General features: G+C 69.0%; 20 protein-coding genes and 1 pseudogene. 13 read left to right on the top strand and 8 right to left on the bottom strand.

Going from position 1 to position 22,354, the window contains the following annotated elements:
* Nucleotides 1–11: 11 nt before the first annotated feature.
* From QOZ99_RS10415 to QOZ99_RS10380, 8 genes are read left to right on the top strand one after another with little or no spacing between them, the layout of a single operon-like run.
* Nucleotides 12–1,079, top strand: coding sequence for a Nit6803 family nitrilase (locus tag QOZ99_RS10415; protein ID WP_306889949.1), 1,068 nt, complete (start codon nt 12–14; stop codon nt 1,077–1,079).
* Nucleotides 997–2,139: an MSMEG_0568 family radical SAM protein gene (locus QOZ99_RS10410; protein WP_306889948.1), complete on the top strand. Its 1,143-nt coding sequence runs from the start codon at nt 997–999 to the stop codon at nt 2,137–2,139. Before QOZ99_RS10415 ends, QOZ99_RS10410 begins: the two co-directional genes overlap by 83 nt.
* On the top strand, nt 2,136–2,708 hold the full coding sequence (locus QOZ99_RS10405; RefSeq protein WP_306889892.1) for an MSMEG_0567/Sll0786 family nitrogen starvation N-acetyltransferase: 573 nt from the start codon (nt 2,136–2,138) through the stop codon (nt 2,706–2,708). Before QOZ99_RS10410 ends, QOZ99_RS10405 begins: the two co-directional genes overlap by 4 nt.
* A gap of 1 nt (nt 2,709) precedes the next feature.
* Nucleotides 2,710–3,714 carry a sll0787 family AIR synthase-like protein gene (locus tag QOZ99_RS10400; protein ID WP_306889890.1) on the top strand — a complete coding sequence of 335 codons (1,005 nt, stop codon included), beginning with the start codon at nt 2,710–2,712 and terminating at the stop codon, nt 3,712–3,714.
* Complete coding sequence (locus QOZ99_RS10395; RefSeq protein WP_306889889.1) at nt 3,711–4,880, top strand: MSMEG_0565 family glycosyltransferase; 1,170 nt, start codon at nt 3,711–3,713, stop codon at nt 4,878–4,880. The genes QOZ99_RS10400 and QOZ99_RS10395 overlap by 4 nt, the downstream gene beginning before the upstream one ends.
* Nucleotides 4,873–5,160, top strand: a complete 288-nt coding sequence (locus QOZ99_RS10390) for an MSMEG_0570 family nitrogen starvation response protein (RefSeq protein WP_306889888.1) — start codon at nt 4,873–4,875, stop codon at nt 5,158–5,160. The genes QOZ99_RS10395 and QOZ99_RS10390 overlap by 8 nt, the downstream gene beginning before the upstream one ends.
* A gap of 30 nt (nt 5,161–5,190) precedes the next feature.
* Nucleotides 5,191–6,456 (top strand): MSMEG_0569 family flavin-dependent oxidoreductase, encoded by a 1,266-nt coding sequence (locus QOZ99_RS10385; protein WP_306889887.1) that lies wholly within the window; start codon nt 5,191–5,193, stop codon nt 6,454–6,456.
* Nucleotides 6,453–7,391 (top strand): Pnap_2097 family protein, encoded by a 939-nt coding sequence (locus QOZ99_RS10380; RefSeq protein WP_306889886.1) that lies wholly within the window; start codon nt 6,453–6,455, stop codon nt 7,389–7,391. The genes QOZ99_RS10385 and QOZ99_RS10380 overlap by 4 nt, the downstream gene beginning before the upstream one ends.
* A gap of 6 nt (nt 7,392–7,397) precedes the next feature.
* Here the strand turns inward: QOZ99_RS10380 and QOZ99_RS10375 are convergent, their stop codons facing one another.
* Both QOZ99_RS10375 and QOZ99_RS10370 read right to left on the bottom strand, forming a co-directional pair.
* The gene (locus tag QOZ99_RS10375; RefSeq protein WP_306889885.1) at nt 7,398–8,966 is read right to left on the bottom strand and encodes a DHA2 family efflux MFS transporter permease subunit; all 1,569 of its coding nucleotides are present in this window, start codon (nt 8,964–8,966) and stop codon (nt 7,398–7,400) included.
* Nucleotides 8,967–8,973: 7 nt separating this feature from the next.
* Nucleotides 8,974–10,152, bottom strand: coding sequence for an HlyD family secretion protein (locus QOZ99_RS10370; protein WP_306889884.1), 1,179 nt, complete (start codon nt 10,150–10,152; stop codon nt 8,974–8,976).
* Between the two features lie 218 nt (nt 10,153–10,370).
* Here QOZ99_RS10370 and QOZ99_RS10365 point away from each other — a divergent pair, with 218 nt between their 5' ends.
* A complete protein-coding gene (locus QOZ99_RS10365) occupies nt 10,371–11,456 on the top strand; it encodes an MBL fold metallo-hydrolase (protein ID WP_306889883.1) in 1,086 nt (361 codons plus the stop codon).
* A gap of 51 nt (nt 11,457–11,507) precedes the next feature.
* Here the strand turns inward: QOZ99_RS10365 and yghU are convergent, their stop codons facing one another.
* From yghU to QOZ99_RS10340, 5 genes and pseudogenes are all read right to left on the bottom strand, one after another.
* Complete coding sequence (gene yghU / locus QOZ99_RS10360) at nt 11,508–12,383, bottom strand: glutathione-dependent disulfide-bond oxidoreductase (RefSeq protein ID WP_306889947.1); 876 nt, start codon at nt 12,381–12,383, stop codon at nt 11,508–11,510.
* 103 nt (nt 12,384–12,486) lie between these two features.
* Nucleotides 12,487–13,711, bottom strand: a pseudogene (locus QOZ99_RS10355) (FAD-dependent oxidoreductase).
* Nucleotides 13,712–13,928: 217 nt separating this feature from the next.
* Nucleotides 13,929–14,360, bottom strand: a complete 432-nt coding sequence (arfB, locus tag QOZ99_RS10350; protein ID WP_306889882.1) for an alternative ribosome rescue aminoacyl-tRNA hydrolase ArfB — start codon at nt 14,358–14,360, stop codon at nt 13,929–13,931.
* A gap of 12 nt (nt 14,361–14,372) precedes the next feature.
* Complete coding sequence (locus tag QOZ99_RS10345; RefSeq protein ID WP_306889881.1) at nt 14,373–14,861, bottom strand: cyclic nucleotide-binding domain-containing protein; 489 nt, start codon at nt 14,859–14,861, stop codon at nt 14,373–14,375.
* Between the two features lie 60 nt (nt 14,862–14,921).
* Nucleotides 14,922–15,608 (bottom strand): response regulator transcription factor, encoded by a 687-nt coding sequence (locus QOZ99_RS10340; RefSeq protein ID WP_183188752.1) that lies wholly within the window; start codon nt 15,606–15,608, stop codon nt 14,922–14,924.
* 245 nt (nt 15,609–15,853) lie between these two features.
* Between QOZ99_RS10340 and QOZ99_RS10335 the strand changes: the two genes are divergently transcribed.
* Nucleotides 15,854–16,375: a L,D-transpeptidase family protein gene (locus tag QOZ99_RS10335; RefSeq protein WP_370876827.1), complete on the top strand. Its 522-nt coding sequence runs from the start codon at nt 15,854–15,856 to the stop codon at nt 16,373–16,375.
* Between the two features lie 6 nt (nt 16,376–16,381).
* On the opposite strand, the gene QOZ99_RS10330 is transcribed toward QOZ99_RS10335, so the two are convergent.
* Nucleotides 16,382–17,065, bottom strand: a complete 684-nt coding sequence (locus QOZ99_RS10330; RefSeq protein ID WP_306889879.1) for a YggS family pyridoxal phosphate-dependent enzyme — start codon at nt 17,063–17,065, stop codon at nt 16,382–16,384.
* 177 nt (nt 17,066–17,242) lie between these two features.
* Here QOZ99_RS10330 and QOZ99_RS10325 point away from each other — a divergent pair, with 177 nt between their 5' ends.
* The 3 genes from QOZ99_RS10325 (at nt 17,243) to QOZ99_RS10315 (ending at nt 22,351) form a co-directional block, all read left to right on the top strand.
* Nucleotides 17,243–19,021, top strand: coding sequence for a sensor domain-containing diguanylate cyclase (locus QOZ99_RS10325; protein ID WP_306889878.1), 1,779 nt, complete (start codon nt 17,243–17,245; stop codon nt 19,019–19,021).
* Nucleotides 19,022–19,122: 101 nt separating this feature from the next.
* Nucleotides 19,123–21,756: a leucine--tRNA ligase gene (gene leuS / locus QOZ99_RS10320; protein ID WP_306889877.1), complete on the top strand. Its 2,634-nt coding sequence runs from the start codon at nt 19,123–19,125 to the stop codon at nt 21,754–21,756.
* A complete protein-coding gene (locus tag QOZ99_RS10315) occupies nt 21,743–22,351 on the top strand; it encodes a hypothetical protein (RefSeq protein ID WP_306889876.1) in 609 nt (202 codons plus the stop codon). Before leuS ends, QOZ99_RS10315 begins: the two co-directional genes overlap by 14 nt.
* Nucleotides 22,352–22,354 lie beyond the last annotated feature (3 nt).

Genomic DNA, 22,354 nt, shown 5'->3' with positions numbered 1-22,354 from the left:
CCGGAAAGAGAATCGCGGAAAAACGGGTCGTGCGCGTCGGCGCGGTGCAGATCGCGCCCGACCTCGACAGCCTGGAGGGCACGCTCACCCGCGTGCTCGCCGCGCTGGACGAGGCGGCGGGCAAGGGCGCGGAACTCGTGGTGTTTCCCGAGACCTTCGTGCCCTGGTACCCCTATTTCTCCTTTGTCCTGCCCCCGGTGCTCACCGGCGCCGAGCATCTGCGGCTCTATGAGAATGCGGTGGTCGTCCCCGGCCCGGTGACCGAGGTGGTGGCGGCCAGCGCCCGCCGCCTCGGCGTCGTGGTGGTGCTGGGGGTGAACGAGCGCGACCATGGCTCGCTCTACAATACCCAGCTGGTGTTCGACGCCGACGGCACGCTGGCCCTCAAGCGCCGCAAGCTCACCCCCACCTTCCATGAGCGGATGATCTGGGGCCAGGGCGACGGCGCCGGGCTGAAAGTGGTCGACACGCGCGTCGGCCGCGTCGGCGCGCTGGCCTGCTGGGAGCACTACAACCCCCTCGCCCGCTACGCGCTGATGGCGCAGCACGAGGAAATCCACGTCGCGCAGTTTCCCGGCTCGCTGGTCGGGCCGATCTTCGCCGAGCAGATCGAGGTGACGATCCGCCACCACGCGCTGGAATCCGGCTGCTTCGTGGTGAATTCCACGGGCTGGCTGACCGACGAGCAGATCGCCCGCATCTCGCCCGAGGAGAAGCTGCGCCGCGCGCTGACCGGCGGCTGCATGACGGCGATCATCTCGCCCGAGGGCAGCCATGTCGTGCCTCCGCTGACCTCCGGCGAGGGCATCCTCATCGCCGATCTCGACATGGCGCTGATCACCAAGCGCAAGCGGATGATGGATTCGGTCGGCCATTACGCGCGGCCGGAACTGCTCAGCTTGCATCTAGACAACCGGCCGGCTGTCCCCATGAATTTGGCGACGCAGCAGGCCGCTCCCTCCTTCACCAGCTACGGGAGTGCGACCGATGAAACCGATGGATCCGGCAACCGATCTCCAGCCGATGCCGACCGAGCACCTGATCAACGAGTTGCAGTCCTACGGGGTGCGGCTGGTTGATCCCCGAGCCGGCGCGGATTCACGGCGCGGCGGCGCCGGGCCTTCGGACCACAAGGCGCTGACGCTGGACGGCATGACCGTCATGGTGCCGGTGCACACCGCGCCGGCCTTCGAGAGCCCATATCTGGTGGAGAAGCCGGACGCCTATGGCCGCAGCCGCATCAGCCGCGACGGGCTGGTGCTGGGCGAGGTGTCGTTCCCGCTGCAGCCGAAATTCTACGGGCTGAGCACCGCCGACGGCATCCCCTATTCCAAGATCGCCGTGCTGCATGGCCGCGATGTGCTGGCGACCACGGTCTTGCAGACCTGCATCCGCTACCAGAGCCGCACCAAGACCTGCCAGTTCTGCGCCATCGGGCAGTCGCTGGCGGCCGGGCGCACCATCGAGCGCAAGACCCCGGCGCAGCTCGCGGAGGTGGCGAAAGCCGCCGTCGAGCTCGATGGCGTGAAGCACATGGTGATGACCACCGGCACCCCGCCCGGTAAGGATCGCGGCGCCGCAATCCTTACCGAGAGCGCGGCGGCGGTGAAGGCGGCGGTGAACCTGCCCATCCAGGTGCAGTGCGAGCCGCCGGACGACGATGCCTGGTTCGCGCGGATGCACGCGGCCGGCGCCGACGCGCTCGGCATGCATCTGGAAGCCTGCACCGAGGAAGTGCGCGCGGCGATCATGCCCGGCAAGGCGCAGGTCTCGGTCGAGCGCTATTTTGGGGCGTTCGAGGCCGCCGTGCCGGTGTTCGGGCGCGGGCAGGTCTCGACCTACATCCTCGCCGGGCTCGGCGACAGCCGCGAGGACATCCTGAAAATCTGCGACCGGCTCACCCGCATGGGCGTCTATCCCTTCGTGGTGCCCTTCGTGCCGATCTCCGGCACGCCGCTGGAGAGCCACCCGACGCCCTCGCCCGCCTTCATGAATTCCATCCTCGGCCCGCTCGCGGGAATGCTGCTCGCCACCGGCCTCAAATCCATCGACGTCAAGGCGGGCTGCGCCAAATGCGGCGCCTGCTCGGCGCTGTCGACCTATGAGAGGCAAAACTCTGCTCAGGGCGGCTGTTCATGATGTTCGAACCGTTCCGCCCCTTCATCGCCGCCGATTTCCAGGTGAAATTCGCCACCGCGACCTGGGAGCGCCGCTGCGCCGCGGCTCTGCGCCGACAGGTGTTCTGCGAGGAGCAGGGCCTGTTCGGCAGCGACGACCGCGACGCGCTCGACGACGTCGCCATTCCCATCGTCGCGCTCTCCCTGCTGGGCGTCATGGCGGACGATGTGGTCGGCACGGTGCGCATCCATGAATCCGCGCCCGGCATCTGGTGGGGCTCGCGCCTCGCCGTCGCCGCGCCGTATCGCAAGGTCGGCGCGCTGGGGGCGGCGCTGATCCGGCTCGCGGTTTCCTCCGCCCATGCGCGCGGCGCCACCTCCTTCTTCGCGCATGTGCAGAGCCAGAACGCCCTGCTGTTCCGCCGCCTGCACTGGAACCTCATCGAGGAGACGGAACGGCACGGCCGCCCGCACGCCCTCATGCAGGCGGACCTTGCCTTCTATCCCCCGATCGCCGACGCCGAGACCGGCTTCCACGCGCAGGCGCGCGCAGCGCTGGCCGGCTCGGCGTCGATGCGGAGGGCGGCCTGACATGAGCACCTCCCCCTTCTCGGCCGCCGCGTTCGAGGCCCTTGCCGCCACGCTGCGCGGCGCGGCCGGCATGATGGCCAAGGCCGATATCGGCCTCGCCGCCGCCCGGCTCGGCCTTGGCGGGGGGGCCGCGATCCGGGTCGGCGACGACTGCGCGGCGATCCCCGATGGCGATGGCTTCCTGCTCCTCGCCATCGAGGGCTTCATGAACCGTTTCGTGGCCGGCGACCCATGGTTTGCCGGCTGGTGCGGGGTAATGGTCAATATTTCCGACATCGCCGCCATGGGCGGACGCCCGCTCGCCGTGGTCGATGCGGTGTGGGCGGACGGCGAGGAGGGCGCCGCGCCGGTGCTGGACGGGCTGCGCGCCGCCTCCCAGCGCTTCGGCGTGCCGATTGTCGGCGGCCACACCAATCTTTCCACCGATCGCGGCCAACTCTCGGTGGCCATTCTCGGCCGCGCGAAAAAGTTGCTCACCTCCTTTGACGCCCGCCCGGGCGAGACGCTGATCGCCGCCATCGACCTGCGCGGGCGCTACCGCGAACCCTTCTCCAACTGGGAAGCGGCCACCGAGGCCTCCGCCGACCAGCTGCGCGGCGACCTGGAATTGCTGCCCTTCATCGCGGAAAGCGGGCTCTCCCGCGCCGCCAAGGATATCAGCCAGGGCGGCGTGGTCGGCACGAGCGCCATGCTGGCGGAAGCCTCCGGCGTCGGTGTCGAGATCGAGCTTGCCCGCGTGCCCGCGCCGGAGGGCGTCGACCCGGCCCGCTGGCTGATGAGCTTCCCCAGCTACGGCTACCTCCTCTCCGCCCAGCCCGCCCATGTGCCGGCCATCCTCGCCGCCTTCCAGGCGCGCGGCATCGCCAGCGACCGCATCGGCACTCTCACCGCCGACCGCCGCGTCACCGTGGTCAATGCCGGGGCGCGCGAGACCATCTGGGATTTCGCCACCCGCCCGCTCATCGGCTGCGGGCCGGGCGCCGCGCCGCGGGAGAATGCCGCATGAGGCGCGCACCGAGCGGGACGCTGCGCATCGCCATCCTCGCCCATTCCACCAATCCGCGCGGCGGCGTGGTGCACGCGCTGGAACTCGCGGACGCGCTCACCGGCCTTGGCCACCAGGTGGTGGTGCACGCGCCGGATGCGAAGGGCGCCGGCTTCTTCCGCCCCACCCTGTGCGGCACGGCAAGCGTGCCGGCTTCTCCCGTCGGGACGGATGTCACCGAGATGGTGCGCATTCGAATAGCCGACTATGTAGATTACTTCGAAGCTCCGGCGCACCGCTGCTTCGACGTGTTTCACGCGCAGGACGGCATTTCCGGCAACGCGCTGGCCGTGCTGAAGGCGCGCGGGTGGATCGCCGGCTTCGCGCGCACCGTGCACCATGTCGACACCTTCGCCGATCCCGCGCTGATGGCGCTGCAGCGGCAGGCGATCATCGCCGCCGACCGGCACTTCGTGGTCAGCCGGCTCTGGCAGGATCTGCTGCTGGAGACGTTCGAGGCCCGCGCGACGCTGGTCGGCAACGGTGTGGACCGGCAGCGTTTCTCGCCCCTGCCGGATGGAAGGGAAGCCGGGCTCGCCGCCCGTCTCGGCCTTGGTGGCGGGCCGATCGTGCTCAGCGTCGGCGGCGTGGAGGCGCGCAAGAACACAGTGCGTATCCTCGATGCCTTCGTCGCGCTGCGGGCGCTGCACCCGGGCGCCCAGCTCATCATTGCCGGCGGCGCCTCGGTGCTCGATCACCATGCCTATCGGGAACGCTTCGCCGCGGCGCTGACGACGAGCGGCCTGCCCGCCGGGGCGGTGATCCTCACCGGCCCGCTGCCGCAAGCCGACATGCCCGCGCTGTATCGGCTCGCCGATGTGCTCGCCTTCCCCCCGGTGACGGAAGGCTTCGGCCTCGTCGCGCTGGAGGCGATGGCGTGCGGAGTGCCGGCTGTTGTCTCGCACATCCTGCCCTTCACCGAGCATATCGGCGCGGACGAGGCGGTGTGGTGCGATCCGACGAGTTCCGGCTCGATCGCCAACGCGCTGGCCGCCGCGCTCAATCCCGCCCTCGCGGCGCGCCTTGCCGCGCAGGGCCCGGTGGTCGCCGCCCGCCATGACTGGACGGCCACCGCCCGCGCCCATCTCGCCGTCTATGAAAGCCTCGCGGAGCCTCTCCATGCCTGAAATGACCTTCACCATTCGCTGGCCGGACGGAACGCAGGAGCACTGCTATTCGCCCTCGCTGGTCATCAAGGACTATTTCGCCCCCGGCGCGAGCTATCCCTTAGCCGACTTTCTCGGCCGCAGCCGCGAAGCCTTGACCATTGCCAGCGATCGGGTCGCGGCGCGCTATGGCTTTTCCTGCTCGCGCGCGCTCGGCCAGCTCGCCCGGCTGGAAGCGGCCGGCGGCACCTTTTCCACCCATCCCGATGCGCGTGTCGTCGTCGAATCCTTCGACGCGTGAGCCCGCGCGCCCGACACCGGAGCGCAAGCCATGAACGAGAACCTCATCCAGCACTATCCGGTCGTGATCGTCGGCGGCGGTCAGGCCGGCCTGTCGACCAGCCATTTCCTGCAGCAGCAGGGCATCGATCACCTCGTCTTCGAGAAGCACACGGCCATGCATGCCTGGAGCACGCAGCGCTGGGACAATTTCTGCCTGGTGACGCCGAACTGGCAATGCGCCCTGCCCGGCCATGCCTATGCCGGCAGCGATCCGCACGGCTTCATGAAGAAAGACGAAATCCTCGATTACCTCAAGGGCTTCCGCGCCAAGGTCGAGCCACCCATCCGCGAGGGCGTCGCGGTGCGCCGCGTCAGCCCGCGCGCCGCCGGCGGCTTCCTCGTCTCCACCTCGGCGGGCGAGGTGAGCGCGGATAATGTGGTGGTCGCCTCGGGCGGCTATCACGAGCCGATCGTGCCGCGCATGGCCGAGCGGCTGCCCGCCTCGATCACGCAGATCCATTCCGCGCAGTACCGCCATGCCGGCCAGCTGCCGGAGGGCGCGGTGCTGGTGGTGGGTTCCGGCCAGTCCGGCGCGCAGATCGCCGAGGACCTGCACCTTGAGGGCCGCAAAGTATTCCTCGCGGTCGGCAACGCGCCGCGCTGCGCCCGCTTCTATCGCGGCCGCGACGTCGTCACCTGGCTGGCCGACATGGGCTATTACGACATGGCGGTCGAGCAGCACCCGCTGCGCGAAGGCGTGCGCGACAATACCAACCATTATGTCACCGGCCGCGATGGCGGGCGCGACATCGACCTGCGCAAATTCGCCCGCGAGGGCATGGAACTGTTCGGCGTGCTGCGCGACTATGACGGCGCCGGGCTGGTCTTCGACACCAACCTCGCCCGGACGCTCGACGATGCCGACCGGACCTATAACGGCATCAACGCGGCGATCGACAAATACATTGCCGAGAACGCCATCGACGCGCCGCCGCCCTCGGCCTACGAGCCGGTCTGGCAGCCGGCCGGGGAGCGCGGCACGCTCGATCTCGCCGCCTCCGGCATCACCTCCATCATCTGGTGCATCGGCTTCAAGCCGGATTTCCGCTGGCTCGACGCGCCGGTATTCAACGGCGCCGGCCACCCCCAGCACCGGCGCGGCATCACCCAGCGCGAGGGTATCTATTTCATCGGCCTGCCCTGGCTGCACACCTGGGGCTCCGGCCGCTTCGGCAGCGTCGGGCGCGACGCGGAATTCATCGTCGACCACATCGCCACGCGGGCGGCGCGCGGACGCGAGGACAGCGCAGCATGAACGCGATCGTCCCTCCCCCCCTCGCCCGCCCGCCGGGCCTGTCGCCCGAGCGCAGCGGGCTCCACGGCGAACCGCGCCCGCTGGAGGAGACGGTCCGGCTCGGCATGCCGCAGCTGGCGCTCGGCGGCCTGTCCGAGGGCTGGCTGCTGAAGGATCTCGGGCACCGGCACTGGATGATGCTGGCCGCCATGGCCGGGCGCGCGGTTCCCGATTTCCGCGACATCGACGGCGCGCCGGTCTATGCCGCCTTCTCGGCGCTGGCGATCCACGATGCGCGCTTCGCCGCGCTTGGCGAGAACGACACGCTCGCCATCCGCTCGTCCATCGCCCGTCTCTCGCGCACGCAATGCGCCAGCCGCCATGTGCTGAGCCGCGCGGGTGAGCCGATGGGCACGGTGGAGCTGGTCTCCACCTTCGTGCGGCGCGGCTCGGGCGGGGGCAACCACCAGGTGGCTCGGGTGGCGCTGGAGGGCTTCCCGCCCCCCGCCGCCCCATCCGCCGGAACATGCGCCGACAGCCTCGCGGGCCGGGCCGCCGCCCTGCGCGCGCGCCGGCTCGACCGGCATTTCGGCTTCGACCTCCGCCCCTACGTCGAGCGTGACGCCGAGGCCGGCGAGGCCGGCGAGGCCGGGCCGTATATCGAGGTGGATCCCTGCCCGGCACAGGATTTCAACGGTGCCGGCTTTCTTTATTTTGCCAGCTTCGTTTCTTTCATCGATCGCGCCGAATGGCACTTTGACGGAAGGCAGGCACCGCGCGCGGCAACGCTGCGGCGAGAGGTGTTCTTTCACGCCAATGTCGATCCGGGCGAGCGGGTGCGGGTGCGCTGGCTCGGCCAGCGGCGCGGCGACGGGCGGCTCGCCCATCATTGCCGGCTGGAACGGATGAGCGACGGCGCCCGCCTCGCCGAGGCCTTCACCCTGCGCGCGGTGTGAGCCGCCTCATGCCAGCCGGCGGGTGAAGGCCACCGCCACCACGGCGAGCAGCAAGAGCGCGCCGAGCGCGGCGAACGTGTCGGAAAAGCCCATGATCAGCGATTGCTGCGCCACCATCTGGCCCAGCAGGATCTCGGCCTGGTGATAGGCGCGCGTGGCGTCGGAGCCGTGCTGCATGAAATAGTGCTGCATGCGGTCGAGGAATTCGCGCACGTTCTCGCCATAGGGCGTGACCGACTGGCCGATGATGTTGGAGTGGAACTGCTCGCGCTTGGTGATCAGCGTCGCCAGCGCCGCCGTGCCGATGGCGCCGCCAAGGCTGCGCATCATGTTGAACAGGCCCGAAGCCTGGCCCGACAGCGCCGGCGGCATGCCGATCATCGTGATGCTGGCCAGCGGGGAGAGCACGATCGCCTGCCCGAGCGCCCGCACGATATTGGTCAGCATCAGCTGGTCGCCGCCGACATGATAGCTGAGATGCGTGTTCATGAAGCAGCTCGCCGCGAAGATGGCGAGGCCGATGCCGACCAGCACGCGCGGGTCGATCCGCTTCATCAGCATCGGCACGAACGGGATGATGATGAGCTGCGGCAGCCCGACCCAGGCCAGCACCATGCCGATCTGCTGCGCGTCATAGCCCTGCACCTCGTCGAGATAGGTCGGCAGCACATAGACCGATCCGAACAGCGCGAAGCCGACAATGACGTTGGAGATGGTGCCGAGCGCGAAATTGCGCCGCGTGAACAGCCGCAGGTTCACCGCCGGCTTCTCGACCCTCAGCTCGATGGTCACGAAGATGGCGAGGCAGATCACCGCGACGACGGACAGCCGCACGATGAACGGCGAGCCGAACCAGTCATCCTTGTTGCCCTCGTCCAGCACCGTCTGCAGGCAGGCGAGGCCAATCGCCATGAAGCCGATGCCCCACCAGTCGCCCTCCCTCAGGAGGTGCAGGTTCAGCGGGCTCTTCTCCAGCGTCGGAATCAGCATGCCCAGCATGACGGCGCCGGGAATGAGATTGATGAAGAAGATGTAGGGCCAGCCGAACTGGTCGGTGAGCCAGCCGCCAATGGTCGGGCCGATCGCCGGGCCGAAGGTCGCGGTCATCGCGAAGATGGCGATGCCGATCGGCTGCTGGCGGCGCGGCAGCTTGGTCAGCACGATGGTGAAAGCGAGCGGGATCAGGCAGCCGCCGAAGAAGCCCTGCAGCCCGCGCATCGCGATCATCTGCGAAAGATTGGTGGCGAAAGCACAGCCCATCGAGAAAATGAGGAACAGCACCAGCGCCGAGAGGATGAAGCGGCGGAAGCCGAACACCCGGCTCAGGTAGTCGGTCAGCGGGATCATGATGATCTCGCCGATCAGGTAGGAGGTGGAAATCCACGTTCCGTTATCCGAGCCGGTGCCGATGCCGCCCTCGATATAGGGCAGCGAGGCATTGGTGATCTGGATATCGAGCACGGCGATCAGCGCGCCGAGCATGCAGCCGATCACCGCGATCCAGGTGACGAGGCTGGCGCCGGGCTCCACCGCCGGCGTCTCGGCCGGCGGCGCGAAAGTGGACGTGGAGGCCATGACACCCTCACTCGCTGGGCGGGATATAGGCGTTGCGCCTCACATCGGCGGGAATGGTCGCATCGGTGCGGATCGTCGTCTCCACCGACATGCCAGGCCGCAACTGCCGGGCCAGCGGATCGGTGCGGTCGATGTCGATGCGCACGGGAATGCGCTGGACGATCTTGGTGAAGTTGCCGGTGGCGTTGTCGGGCGGCAGCAGGGCGAATTCCTGCCCGCTGGCCGGAGCGAGGCTGGAGACGAAGCCCCGCACATGCAGGTCGGGATAGGTATCGACCGAGATCGTCACCTTCTGGTTGGGCTTCACGTCGGTGAGCTGGGTTTCCTTGTAGTTGGCGACCACATAGGTTGCCTGCAGCGGCACCACCGCCAGCAGCGCGGTGCCGGGCTCGACATACTGGCCGACACGCAAGGTCCGGGCGCCGATGACCCCGTCCACCGGGGCGCGCAGCTCCGTATAGCCAAGGTTCAGCTTCGCCGTATCGAGCGCCGCCTGGCTGTGGGCGAGGTTCGCCCGCGCCTCGGCGAGCTGGGCGGTCAGGGTGGCGACCTGCTTCTGCGCCGCGTCCAGCGCCGCCCGGTCGCGCGTCACCTGCGCCTGCGTCTGGCCGATCTGCGAGGTGGTCTGCTCGGCGGTCTCGACCGGGCCGAAACCGTCCTGGGCGAGCTTGGTGAAGCGCCGGTTGTTCTGCTCGGCGAAGGTCTCGGCGGCCTGGTCGGCGGCGATCTGCGCCTTGGCCTCCTCGATCAGCGCCTGCTGCTCGTTGAGCTGCGCCGCGTGATCGTCGATCAATGCCCGGGCCGCGTCGACATCGGCCACGGCCTGGTCGACCGCCGCCTGATACGGGCGCGGGTCGATGACGGCGAGCACCTCGCCCTGCTTCACCGGCTGGTTGTCGGTCACGTTGACCGTCACGAGATAGCCGGCGACCTGAGGGGCGATGGTGACGATATCGGCCTGCACATAGGCATCGTCCGTGCTGGTCTCGAAACGCCACTGCGTCCAGTATTCGGTGCCCGCATAGGCAATGGCGCCGGCCAGCAGCAGCACACCCGCCACTTCCAGCCCGCGCTTCAGGCCGCGACGGGAAGACGGCGCGGCCGGGGGAATGGACGATATCGGGGCGACAGGCGGATCGGCGATCGGCGTGGCCTTCAGCGCGGCCGGATTGGTGGCCATGTTCATCGCGGCCTCCGTGAGAGGGGGGGGGGTCAATGGATCATGGAAGCCACCTTGCTCCTTCCCGGCCGCGCGATATTCCCTATATCCACGCGGCTTGCGGGATCGCATCCGCGCGCACGCCCGGCGGACGAGGCCGGCCACACATCGCCCCGCTGCGTCACGCATTCGTCATCGCGCCCGCTTAAACCCTCGGCGCAACATCCTTTTTTCGAGCTTTGACGATGAACCGACTGACCGCGCTGTCCGGTGCCGGCGTCAAGGGGCCGGCCTGCTTCCTCCTGGAAACCGCCGGCCGGCGCCTCCTTCTCGATCTCGGCGAAGGCCCGGATGCCGGCCGGCGCCCGAACCTCGCCGGGGTCGGCCGCGTCGACGCCATCCTGCTGTCGCATGGTCATCACGACCATGTCGGCGCGCTCGATCTTGCCGGGCAGCTCGGCGACCCGCCACTCTATGCCACCGCCGCCGTGCGGGCGCTGGCGGGCGAGGCACGCCTGCGCAACGCTCGCGACCTTCCTTTGGAGGGAACAGCCGGGATTCTCGGCCTGGAGATCGCGACCGGCCCGGCGGGCCATGCGCCCGGCGCCGTGTGGATGCGCATCGGTGGCGAGGCCGGGCTGCTCTATACCGGCGACTATTCCGCCGAGAGCCGACTGTACCGCTGCACCCTGCCGCTGCGCGCGGCCGCTCTCGTCGTCGATGCCAGCTATGGCGAGGTGGATCAGACGCTCGCGCTTCAGGCCGCCGCGCTGATCGCCCGCGCCCGCCACCGCCCGCTTCTCCTGCCGGCCCCGGCCGCCGGGCGGGCGCTGGAAATGGCGCTCACCTTCCTCGACGCCGGCCTCGCGGTGAGCCTCTGCCCGGTGACGCGAGGCGTTGTGGAGGTTCTGGCGCGGCATCCCGAAGTGCTGGCGGCGGGTGCGGCGGATGCCCCGGCCCGGCTTCTCGCCAGCACACCCCTCACGGCCGACAGCCCGGCACGCGGCGCCATGATCGTCGCCGGGCCGCAGGCCGATCACGGCCTTTCCGCCGCGCTCACCGCCCGTTTCGCGCGGAGCGGCGAGGCCGATATCGTCTTCACCGGCCATGTCGCCGAAGGCTCGAATGCCGGCCGGCGGATCGCGGCCGCGCAGGCCCACCATGTGCGCTGGAACGTGCACCCGAGCTTCGGCGCCCTGCAGGATCTCGTGACGGCCGTGGCCCCGCGCGTCCTGCTGCCCGCCTTCCTGCCGCGGGCACGGATGGCCGGGCTGGCGGCGCGCCTGCCCGGCCTATCGGTGGTGACGGAAGGCGACGGCTTCTGCTGGTAGCCCGGCCCCCGGCTCATCAGACGAACCGGCTCCGCGTCGCCGGCAAAGGCTCTAATCGGCGCTCGCCAGCTTGTCCTGCGTGCGGGTGTCGAAATCGCTGGCATCGTGGCGCTCGCGCAGCTGCTCGGAAGGCTCGCCGGACATGCGGTTGACCATGCGCCCGCGCGCCACCGCCGGTCGCGCCAGAACCGCGTCGGCCCAGCGCTGCACATGCGTGTAGTCGGCAACCGAGAGGAACTCGGCCGCGCCGTACAGCCAGCCCTTCGCCAGCCCGCCATACCAGGGGAAGATGGCGATGTCGGCGATGGTATAGTCCGGGCCGGCGACATATTCGCTCTCGGCGAGCCGCCGGTCGAGCACATCGAGCTGGCGCTTCACCTCCATGGCGAACCGGTCGATGGCATATTCGATCTTGCTCGGCGCATAGGCGTAGAAATGCCCGAAGCCGCCGCCGAGATAGGGCGCCGAGCCCATCTGCCAGAACAGCCAGGAAAGGCATTCCGCCCGCGCGCCGGCTTCCACCGGCAGGAAGGCGCCGAACTTCTCCGCGAGATAGACGAGGATCGCGCCGGATTCGAACACCCGGACCGGCGTCGGCCCCGATCGGTCGAGCAAGGCGGGGATCTTCGAATTGGGGTTCACCTCGACAAAGCCCGAACCGAACTGGTCGCCCTCGCCGATATTGATCAGCCAGGCATCATATTCAGCGCCCGCATGCCCCAGCGCCAGCAGTTCCTCCAGCAGGATGGTGACCTTCTGCCCGTTGGGCGTGCCCAGCGAATAGAGCTGCAGCGGATGCTCGCCGACCGGCAGCGCCTTGTCATGGGTCGCCCCGGCCACCGGCCGGTTGATAGCGGCGAAGCGCCCGCCGCTGGCCTTGTTCCAGGCCCAGACCTTGGGCGGGACGTAATCGGGCGTGTCGGTCATTTCCAGCTTTCCATCGAAGCAATTTCCCACCCGACCATAGTCGCAGCCCGGCAGGGCGCGGGACACGAAATCGGGAGGTTCCTCAAGGGAAAACGCCCCCGCCTCAGGGCAAGCGGACGTGCTCGCGGCGGAAGCCGAGGCCGACCAGCCGCCCGGCGAGATGCGCCAGCACCGGCCAGCGGGCGATGGAGCGCATGAAGCCGGGCGGGCCGGCGCGGGTTTTCTCAGTGGCGTCGCGCTTGCGGCGGTTGCCGCGCATCATCAGTTGCAGCTTCTGCGTCGCCCATGTGGGAAAGCGGCGGCGCGCCTCCACCGCCGCCAGATCGCGCGCCTCGAGGCGACCCTCCTTCAGCGGGCGGGCGAGGATGTTCGCCGCCGCCACCGCATCCTGAATGGCGAGGTTCACCCCGAAGCCGCCGATCGGCGACATGGCGTGCGCGGCATCGCCGATACAGATCAGCCCCGGCCGCCACCAGCGCTTCAGCCGGTCGATCCGCACGCTGAGAAGCTGCACGTCGTCCCAACCGGCAATCTCGTCCATGCGCGACGCCGGCAGCGGCGAGACCGCCGCCACAAGCGCGCGGAACGCCTCCAGCCCGCCGGCCTTCACGTCCGCGAAGGAGCCCTTGCGCACGACATAGCCGCATTGCCAGTAATCGCCGCGATCGACCATGACGAAGTCCTGTCGCGGCCCGCCATGGCCCATCACATAGGGCGGATCGCCGGGCTGGTGGGACAGCTTCATCCACAGCACGTCGCTCGGGCTGCCGAAGCTCTCGACCTCCAGCCCCGCCTTCTGCCGCAGCACCGAGTTGCGCCCGTCCGCGCCCACCACCAGCGCCGCACGCAGCGTGAGCGCTCCCTCCGGGGTCGTCGCCCGCAGGCCGGCAATCCGCCCCTCCGCCTCGATCAGCCCGTCGACCTGCGCCGGCATCACGAGGTGAAAATTCGGCAGCCGCTGCGCCTCCCTGGCGATGAAGTCGAGAAAGTCCCATTGCGGCATGAAGGCGATGAAGCGGCAGCGCGTCGGCAGGCGGGAGAAATCGGCGAGGGTGACGTCGCGGCCGCCGATCTCCGCGTGAAGGCGCGGCGCCTGCGTGTGCGGCAGCTTCAGCAGGTCATCGAGCAGGCCAAGCTCGTGCATCACCTCCAGCGTCGAGGGATGGATGGTGTCGCCGCGGAAATCGCGCAGGAAGTCGCCATGCTTCTCGACCACCGTGACATCGAGACCGCCGCGCGCCAGCAGCAGGCCGAGCATCAGCGCCGGCCGGGCCGGCGCCGACAATGGCACAATCGGTGGAGATGTCGGACCTGTCGGGCGGGCTCATGCGCCAAGCCTAGAGCATTTTCGAGCGAAGTGGATTCCGGTTCGTGTGAAGAAAATGCGTCAGAACAATAACCTAGAGCCTTTCCGGGCCGAATGGATACCGGTTCGCATGACGAAAACGCGGGGAGCCGGATGCCCGCCCATCGCGTCGGACATGTCGCGCGGCACCGGAGCGGATGTCGTTTCGCTATCGAAATAGATGGCGATAGCGTGCCGCCTCAGTCCTCGCCGCCACCGCCCGGCCGGTCGCGGCGGGTGGCCTTCACGCCGGAGCGCCGGGCCTTGCCCTCCAGCCGGCGGATCTTCGAGCCGAGCGTGGGGCGGGTGGGGCGGCGGATCACCGGCGCCACCGTTGCCTCGCGCACCATTTCGACGAGGCGCGCGAGGGCATCCTCGCGGTTGCGCTCCTGGGTGCGGAAGCGCTGGGCCACCAGCACGATCACGCCGTCATTGGTGAGCCGGCGCCCGGCGATCCGCTCCAGCCGCGCCTTGACCGCCTCCGGCAGGGTCGCGGAGTGGCGCACGTCGAAGCGCAGCTGCACGGCGGTGGAGACCTTGTTGACGTTCTGTCCGCCCGGGCCGGAGGCGCGCACGAAGGTTTCCTCGATCTCCCGCTCGTCGAGCCAGACCCGCGGGGTGACGGGGATCATGCGCCGCGGCCCTCAGCGCGGACGCCGCGGCGGCTCGATCGCTTCAAGCTTCTCGCGCACCGCTTCGAGCCCGTTCACGGTCTCCTGCAATTCCTCGCTCAGCGCCTGCATCAGCCGCCGCGCCGCCTGGGGATAGCTCTCGATGGTGCGCATGAAGATCACCCGCGGAATGCGCAGCACCACCGATGGCTCGATGGCGGTGGCCGTGGCCGGCCGCTTGCCGTCGGTGATCAGGGCCAGTTCGCCCAGCAGCGCCCCGCGCCCGACCTCCATCCGCTGCCCCGGACGCTTCGCCATCGCGGCATTCTCCCGCGAGATCGCCAGCATGCCGTCGACCACCACATAGGCGGCCTCGGCGAACTGGCCCTCGCGGTACAGAACCTGCCCCCGGTTGAGCGAGCGGCTGTCGGCGCTGATGGCGACGACGCGCAACGCGTCGGGCCCGAGCAGCCGCAGCATCGGGACGCTTTCCAGCAAGGCGATGTCCTCCTCGATCGGCATGCGGCGGGCCGGTTCTCCTGCCAGGGCTGACACCCGTCGGGACGAATCGCTTCGCCCCTGTCAGGGTAGCAGTTTGTAGCCGCCCGCCTCGGTGGCGAGCAGATTGGGATGCGACGGGTCTTTCTCGATCTTCTGGCGCAGGCGGTAGATATGGGTTTCCAGCGTATGGGTCGTCACGCCGGAATTATATCCCCAGACCTCCTGCAGCAGGATCTCGCGCGCCACCGGCTTTTTGCCGGCACGGTAGAGATAGCGCAGGATCGCCGTTTCCTTCTCGGTCAGGCGGATCTTGGAATTGCGCTCCGTCACCAGCAGCTTGGCGCCGGGGCGGAACGTGTAGGGCCCGATGGTGAACACCGCGTCCTCGCTCGCCTCGTGCGAGCGCATCTGCGCCCGGATGCGCGCCAGCAGCACGGCGAAACGGAACGGCTTGGCGACATAGTCGTTGGCGCCGGCCTCCAGCCCCATGATGGTGTCGCTGTCGGTGTCGTGGCCGGTCAGCATGATGACGGGCGCCTTGAAGCCGTTCTCGCGCATCCGCCGCACCGCCTCGCGCCCGTCGAGATCCGGCAGGCCGACATCCATCAGCACCAGGTCCACCCGGCCGGTCTCGACCTGGCCGATCGCGGCCTGGGCGGACTCCACGGCCACCACCTCGAACTCGTCATAAAGCGCGAGCTGTTCGACCAGCGCGTCGCGCAGATCCTTGTCGTCTTCGACCACCAGGATTCGTTGAGCATTCGCCATAACCGATCCCCCCGAAGTCCGCTTCCCCGAACCTCTTGTCCGCGCCGCGCCACGCGGTAAAGCTCGCGCGCTTCGGCAGGATTGCCGTTGAGTCCCGAGTAGGCAGGCCTGACGCATTCGGCAAGAGTCGGCGAACCCGCACTACCGGTTGCTGTCGGGTACGTGACGTGATCGTGAACGGAAACCGCGTGAATAAGAAGGCCCCCCGCACCGAAACCCTCAGGAAATCCACGTCAAAACGCAAAATGACGTGCATGGAGCTGCGCGTCATCGCCCGGCCGGGCCTGCCGACCCGTGGATGGCTGTTCGCCGGCGGCCCGCCAATACCGGTCGCTCTCGGGCGCACGGGCATCCGCCGGGACAAACGCGAGGGCGACGGCGCCACGCCCGCGGGGATCTGGCACCCGCGCGAACTGCGCTACCGCGCCGACCACGGCCAGCGCCCCCTCACCCGCCTACCGGCGCGGCCGACCCGGCGCGAGGACGGCTGGTGCGACGACCCCCTCGACGGACGCTACAACCGGCCGGTGCGCCTGCCCTTCACCCCCTCGCATGAGGAAATGTGGCGCCCCGACGCGCTCTATGACCTCGTCATCGTGCTCGACCACAATGAACGCCCGCGCGCCCGGCGGCGCGGCTCGGCGGTGTTCCTGCATCTGGCGCGCGACGGATTCGAGCCGACCGCCGGCTGCATCGCCTTCCGCCGGGCGGACCTCGCCCGGCTGCTGGCGCGTCTCTCGCCCCGGACGGCGATCCGGGTGGGATGATGCCCCTCAGCGCCCGCCGAAAATGGCGCTGCCGACCCGCACATGGGTCGCGCCCAGCGCGATCGCCGTCTCGAAATCCCCGCTCATGCCCATGGAGAGCGTCTTGAGCCCGTTGCGCGCGGCGATCCGGCCCAGCAGCGCGAAATGCGCCGCGGCGGGTTCATCCGCCGGGGGGATGCACATCAGCCCGTCGATGGTCAGCCCGTGCTCGTCGCGGCAGGCCCGGAGGAAGGCATCCGCCGCGTCCGGCGCGATGCCGGCCTTCTGCGGCTCCTCGCCGGTATTCACCTGCACCAGCAGGCGCGGTGCCGGCCGCCCCTCCAGCCGCGCGATCTCCCTGGACAGCGCCTCCGCCAGCGAGGGCCGGTCGAGCGTGTGGATCACGTCGAACAGCGCCAGCGCCTCGCGCACCTTGTTGCTCTGCAGCGGGCCGATGAGATGCAGTTCGACATCGGGATGGCGTGCCTTGAGGGAAGGCCATTTCGCCTTGGCCTCCTGCACCCGGTTCTCGCCGAACAGCCGCTGGCCTGCCGCCAGAACCGGCAGGATATGCTCGGCGTCGAAGGTCTTGGAAACGGCGATCAGCTGCACCGTCGCCTCGGCCCGGCCGGCATCGCGACAGGCCTGGGCGATCCGCCCGCGCACCTGCGCAAGGCGCTCGCTCACGCCGTTCTCACCCGTCACGTCCATCACCCGGATCCCCGCTGCCTGGCGCCACGCAATGCGAAGCCGCCGCTGCCTTGTCAAGCAAGCTGTCCATCCGCCCCGCGCCACGGCAAATTTTGGCGGCGGAAGGCTTGGCTTTCCCTTGCGGCATTCCGGGGACGCCCGTAATTCTATGCCAAGCTGGGGCGGTCGGGATCCATCGTGAGCGTGTCGAACGATGACAAGGATGTTCAACGCGGCCGGCGATCGACACCCCATCTGAGCAGCCCGGCGAGCGGCCTGCGCCCGCGCACGGTGAGCCTGCGCCTTCGGCTTTTCGCCTTCGCCGCCGTCGCCATGACGCTCGTCATCGCCGAACGGACCGTCAGCCTCATCCGCCTCCACACCGACAATCTCGCGGCGGCCGAAGGCCGTGTGATGGATCTGGCCGAGCGCAGCATCAGCCGTTACCGGCAGACCATCGCCGTCACCCAGGCGGTGCTGCTGACCCTCGCCTCCGACAGGAATGTGATCGCGGTCGCCGAAACCGGCCCGCCGTCGATCGCACCCGATGATCCCTCCGGCCCGCCCGGCTCGAGCGCCTGCACGACCCTCACGCCGGTGAGCGAAGCCTTCGCCGAAATCGACTCGCTCACCGTGGTGACACCGGACGGCATCGCCCGTTGCTCCACCGTGCCGGGCGCGGTGGGCCTGGATATCTCCAGCCGCAGCTACATACAGATCGCCCTGCGCGGCATCGCCAATATCGAATCGGTCCGGCGCAGCCTCGTCACCGACAAGCCGGCCATCTACGCGGCGCAGCCGATCCTGGCCCAGAACGGCGGCGGCGTCATCGCGGTGATCGTCGGCCGTGTCAGCATCGCGGAACTGTTCCCGAACGGCACGTTCGCCGAACTCGGGCCAGGAGCGCAGGCCATGGTCGTCGGCCCCGATGGAACGCTGCTCACCGCCTATCCCGAAGGCACCTATGGCATGGGGCTCGACCTCAGCCATACGGTGCCGGTGGCGAAGGCGATGATGTACACTCGCGGCACGGTTCTGGCGGCTGGCCCCGACGGTGTGCAGCGCGTCTATGCGTATGCGCGGCTCCCGGGCACCAACATGCACCTGCTGGTCGGGCTCGACCAGGGATTGGTGTTCGGCCCTGCCGAGCGCGCCGCCTGGGACGCCGGGCTGACCATGCTGGCCATCGGCCTCGCGGTGCTCATCGGGCTGGCGGTGATCGGCGAGCGGCTGGTCGTGGCGCCGATCCACGCGCTCGCCGATAGCCTCGTCCGCTTCGGCCATGGCGATGCCGGCGCGTTGCAGACCCAGGTGCTCGTCACCGAGCTGCAACCACTCGCTGTCGCCTTCGAGGCCATGGCGCATGAGCTTTCCGTGCGCGAGACGGCCCTGCGCAATGCCAACCGCCATCTCAACTCGCTCGCCAGCCTCGATGCGCTCACCGGCATTCCCAACCGGCGCAGCTTCGACGCGGTGCTGCCGCTGCAATGGAACAGCGCGCCGCAGCTCGCGCTGCTGATGATCGATATCGACAGCTTCAAGCTGTATAACGACCATTACGGCCACAAGGAGGGCGATCGCTGCATTCGCCTGGTGGCGCAGGCGCTGGCGACGACTTTGCGCGGAAGCGATGTGATTGCCCGCATCGGCGGCGAGGAATTCGCGGTGCTGATGCCCGATGCCGATATCGGCACGGCCGCCGATGTCGCGGACCGGCTGCGCCGCGCCGTCGAAGGTCTCGCCATTCCGCACGCGACCGCGGCCGGCCTCGTGACGATCAGCGTGGGCGCGGCCGCCTGCCACCCGGCGCCCAGCCTGTCGCCCTCGGAACTGTTCGTCGCCGCCGATCAGGCGCTCTATGCCGCCAAGCGCGCGGGGCGTAACGTGGTGCGGCGGGCCGATACCGTGGCGCTGGACGGCGCCGTGCGCATCATCGAGGATGACCGACCGGGCGGCGGCACGGATGCTGGCGGTTGACCCGACGCATCAAACCGTGCCTAGTCGCGCGCCGTCGGTGCTTTTCGCCACCTTGCGCCTGACGACATCCACCGAAGACCAAAGCCTGCCCGAGACCGAGCATGAACACCGAGCGCTACAACGCCCGCGAGGCCGAACCCCGCTGGCAGAAGATCTGGGACGAACGCGGCATCTACCGCACCCGCAACGACGACCCGCGCCCCAAATACTACGTGCTCGAGATGTTCCCCTACCCGTCCGGGCGCATCCATATCGGCCATGGGCGCAATTACGTCATGGGCGACGTGGTGGCGCGCTTCAAGCGGATGAAGGGCTTCAATGTCCTGCATCCCATGGGCTGGGACGCCTTCGGTCTGCCGGCCGAGAATGCGGCCATCGAGCGCAACACCCATCCCGGTATCTGGACCTACGAGAATATCGCCACCATGCGCGAGCAGCTCAAGCTGCTCGGCCTGTCGCTGGACTGGTCGCGCGAGATCGCCACCTGCGATCCCTCCTATTACGGCGAGCAGCAGCGCATCTTCCTTGAGTTCCTCAAGGGCGGCTTCGTCTATCGTCGCGAGAGCGAAGTGAACTGGGACCCGGTCGACAACACCGTGCTCGCCAATGAGCAGGTGATCGACGGGCGCGGCTGGCGCTCGGGCGCGCTGGTCGAGCGGCGCAAGCTCGCCCAGTGGTTCTTCCGCATTTCCGACGCGTCCGAGGAACTGCTGGCGGGCCTCGATACGCTGGAGCGCTGGCCCGACAAGGTGCGCCTGATGCAGCGCAACTGGATCGGCCGTTCCGAAGGCCTGCATGTGCGCTTCGCGCTGGAAAACGCGCCGGCCGATCTGCCAGGGGACATCAAGGTCTACACCACCCGGCCGGACACGCTGTTCGGCGCCTCCTTCCTCGCGCTCTCGCCCGGCCACCCGCTGGCCGAGGCACTGGCGGCGGAGGATCCCTCGCTCAAGGCGTTTGTCGAGGAATGCCGTCGCGGCGGCACCTCCACCGCCGAGATCGAGACGCAGGAGAAGATGGGCTACGATACCGGCCTCACCGTGCGCCACCCGCTGGGCGGCGCGGCGGTGCCGGTCTATGTCGCCAATTTCGTGCTGATGGAATACGGCACCGGCGCCATTTTCGGCTGCCCGGCGCATGACCAGCGCGACCATGACTTCGCCCGCAAATACGGCCTGCCCATTACCCCCGTCGTGCTGCCGCCCGATGTCGACCCCGCCAGCTTCTCGGTCGCCGATGCGCCGTATGATGGCGACGGCGCGCTGTTCAATTCCGGCTTCCTCAATGGCCTCTCCGTGCCCGAGGCGAAGGAGAAGGTGGCGCTGAAGCTGGAGAACGAGATCCTCGGCAATGCGCCGGTGGGCGAGCGGGCGGTGAATTACCGGCTGCGCGACTGGGGCATTTCGCGCCAGCGCTACTGGGGCTGCCCGATCCCGATCATTCACTGCGACAGCTGTGGCCCGGTGCCGGTGCCGCAGGACCAGCTGCCGGTGCGGCTGCCGGACGACGTCACCTTCGACCAGCCGGGCAATCCGCTCGACCGCCACCCGACCTGGAAGCATGTCGACTGCCCGCACTGCGGCGCCCCGGCGCGGCGCGAAACCGACACCATGGACACGTTCGTGGATTCGTCCTGGTATTTCGCCCGCTTCGCCGCCGAGCCCGGCACGGCGCCGCTGCAGAAGGCAGCGGCCGACCACTGGCTGCCGGTGGACCAGTATATTGGCGGCATCGAGCACGCGATCCTGCACCTGCTCTATTCGCGCTTCTTCACCCGCACCCTGGCGAAGATCGGCCGGGTCTCGGTAAGGGAGCCCTTTGCCGGCCTGTTCACGCAAGGCATGATCGTCCACGAGACCTACAAGGACACGGCCGGCAAGTGGCTGTTCCCCGAGGAGGTGGAGAAGCGCGCCGACGGCACCGCCGTGCGCCTGGGCACCGATGAGCCGGTGACGGTCGGTCCGCCGGAAAAGATGTCGAAGTCCAAGCGCAACGTGGTGCCGCCGGAAGTGGTGGCCGACACCTATGGCGTCGACTGCGCCCGCTGGTTCATGCTCTCCGATACGCCGCCCGAACGCGACAGCGAATGGACCAGCGCCGGCATCGAGGGCGCGTGGCGCTTTGCCCAGCGCATCTGGCGGCTGGTCGGGGATGCCGCCGAACTCACGGCGCCGGGCCTCGTCGCGCCCGAAAGTTTCGGATCCGAATCGACATCGCTGCGCCAGGCGTCTCATCGTCTCGCCGCCCTGGTCGAAGAGGATGTCGAACGCCTGCGCTTCAATGTCGCGGTCGCGCGCGTGCACAGCTTCACCAACCAGTTCGGCGACGCCCTCACAGCCGCGCGCAAGGGCGCGGCGGGAGGTGCGGCGGGAGAGCCCGTTCCGGCCGATCTCGCCTTCGCGCTGCGCGAGGCGGCGCAGTTCCTCGTTGCGGTGGTCGCCCCGATGGTGCCCCATCTTGCGGAGGAATGCTGGATCGTGCTCGGGTTGGACGGACTGGCCGCCACTGCGTCGTGGCCGGTGGTCAATCCGGCGCTGCTGGTGGACAATACCGTTACGCTGCCGATTCAGATCAATGGCAAGCGCCGCGGCGAGATCGCCGTCCCGACCGACGCGAGCCCCGCCGAGGTCGAGAAAGCGGTGCTGGCGCTTGATCTTGTCAGGCAGGCTCTCGACGGACGGCCGCCGAAGCGTATCATCGTGGTGCCGCAGAGGATCGTGAATGTCGTCGCTTGACCAGATGAAACGCACGCCGTCCCGTCGCCTGTTCGGCCTTGCCGCTGCCGGCCTGCTGGCCTTCGCGGTGGCGGGCTGCTTCAAGCCCATGTACGCGCAGGATACCGCCGACGGTGGCAAGCTCACCGAGCGGCTCGGCGACATCCAGGTGGTGTTCGCCTCCGGTCGCATCGGCAATGAGGTGCGCAACGACCTCATCTTCGCCCTCACCGGCGGCGCGGGAAACCCCGCCAATGCTCCCTACCGGCTCGAACTGGCGGTGACGGACAGTTCGACCGCGACCGCGGTGGATTCACTCTCCGGCCTGCCCGAGGTCGAGATGGTGTCGGTGGACGTCAGCTGGCTGCTGTTCGACACCACCCGTACGCCCGGTCCCGATGGCAAGCCCGTGCCGCCCGTGGCGCATGGCAACGCCTTCGGCAAGGCCTCGCTCTATAGCGGCTACCAGCGCTTCGCGCGCGCCCGCGCCATTCGCGACGCGCAGAACCGCGCCGCCGGTGTCGCGGCGGAAACCATCAAGGGGCAACTCGCCGCCTATTTCATCGCGCCGCCTCCGGCCGCGCCTGCCACGACAGCCTCCGCTCCCAAGAGCTGACCG

Origin of the sequence: Ancylobacter amanitiformis (assembly GCF_030814815.1) — a bacterium.
GTDB classification, from domain to species: Bacteria; Pseudomonadota; Alphaproteobacteria; order Rhizobiales; family Xanthobacteraceae; genus Ancylobacter; species Ancylobacter amanitiformis.
This window is presented reverse-complemented; position numbering and strand designations above follow the sequence as displayed.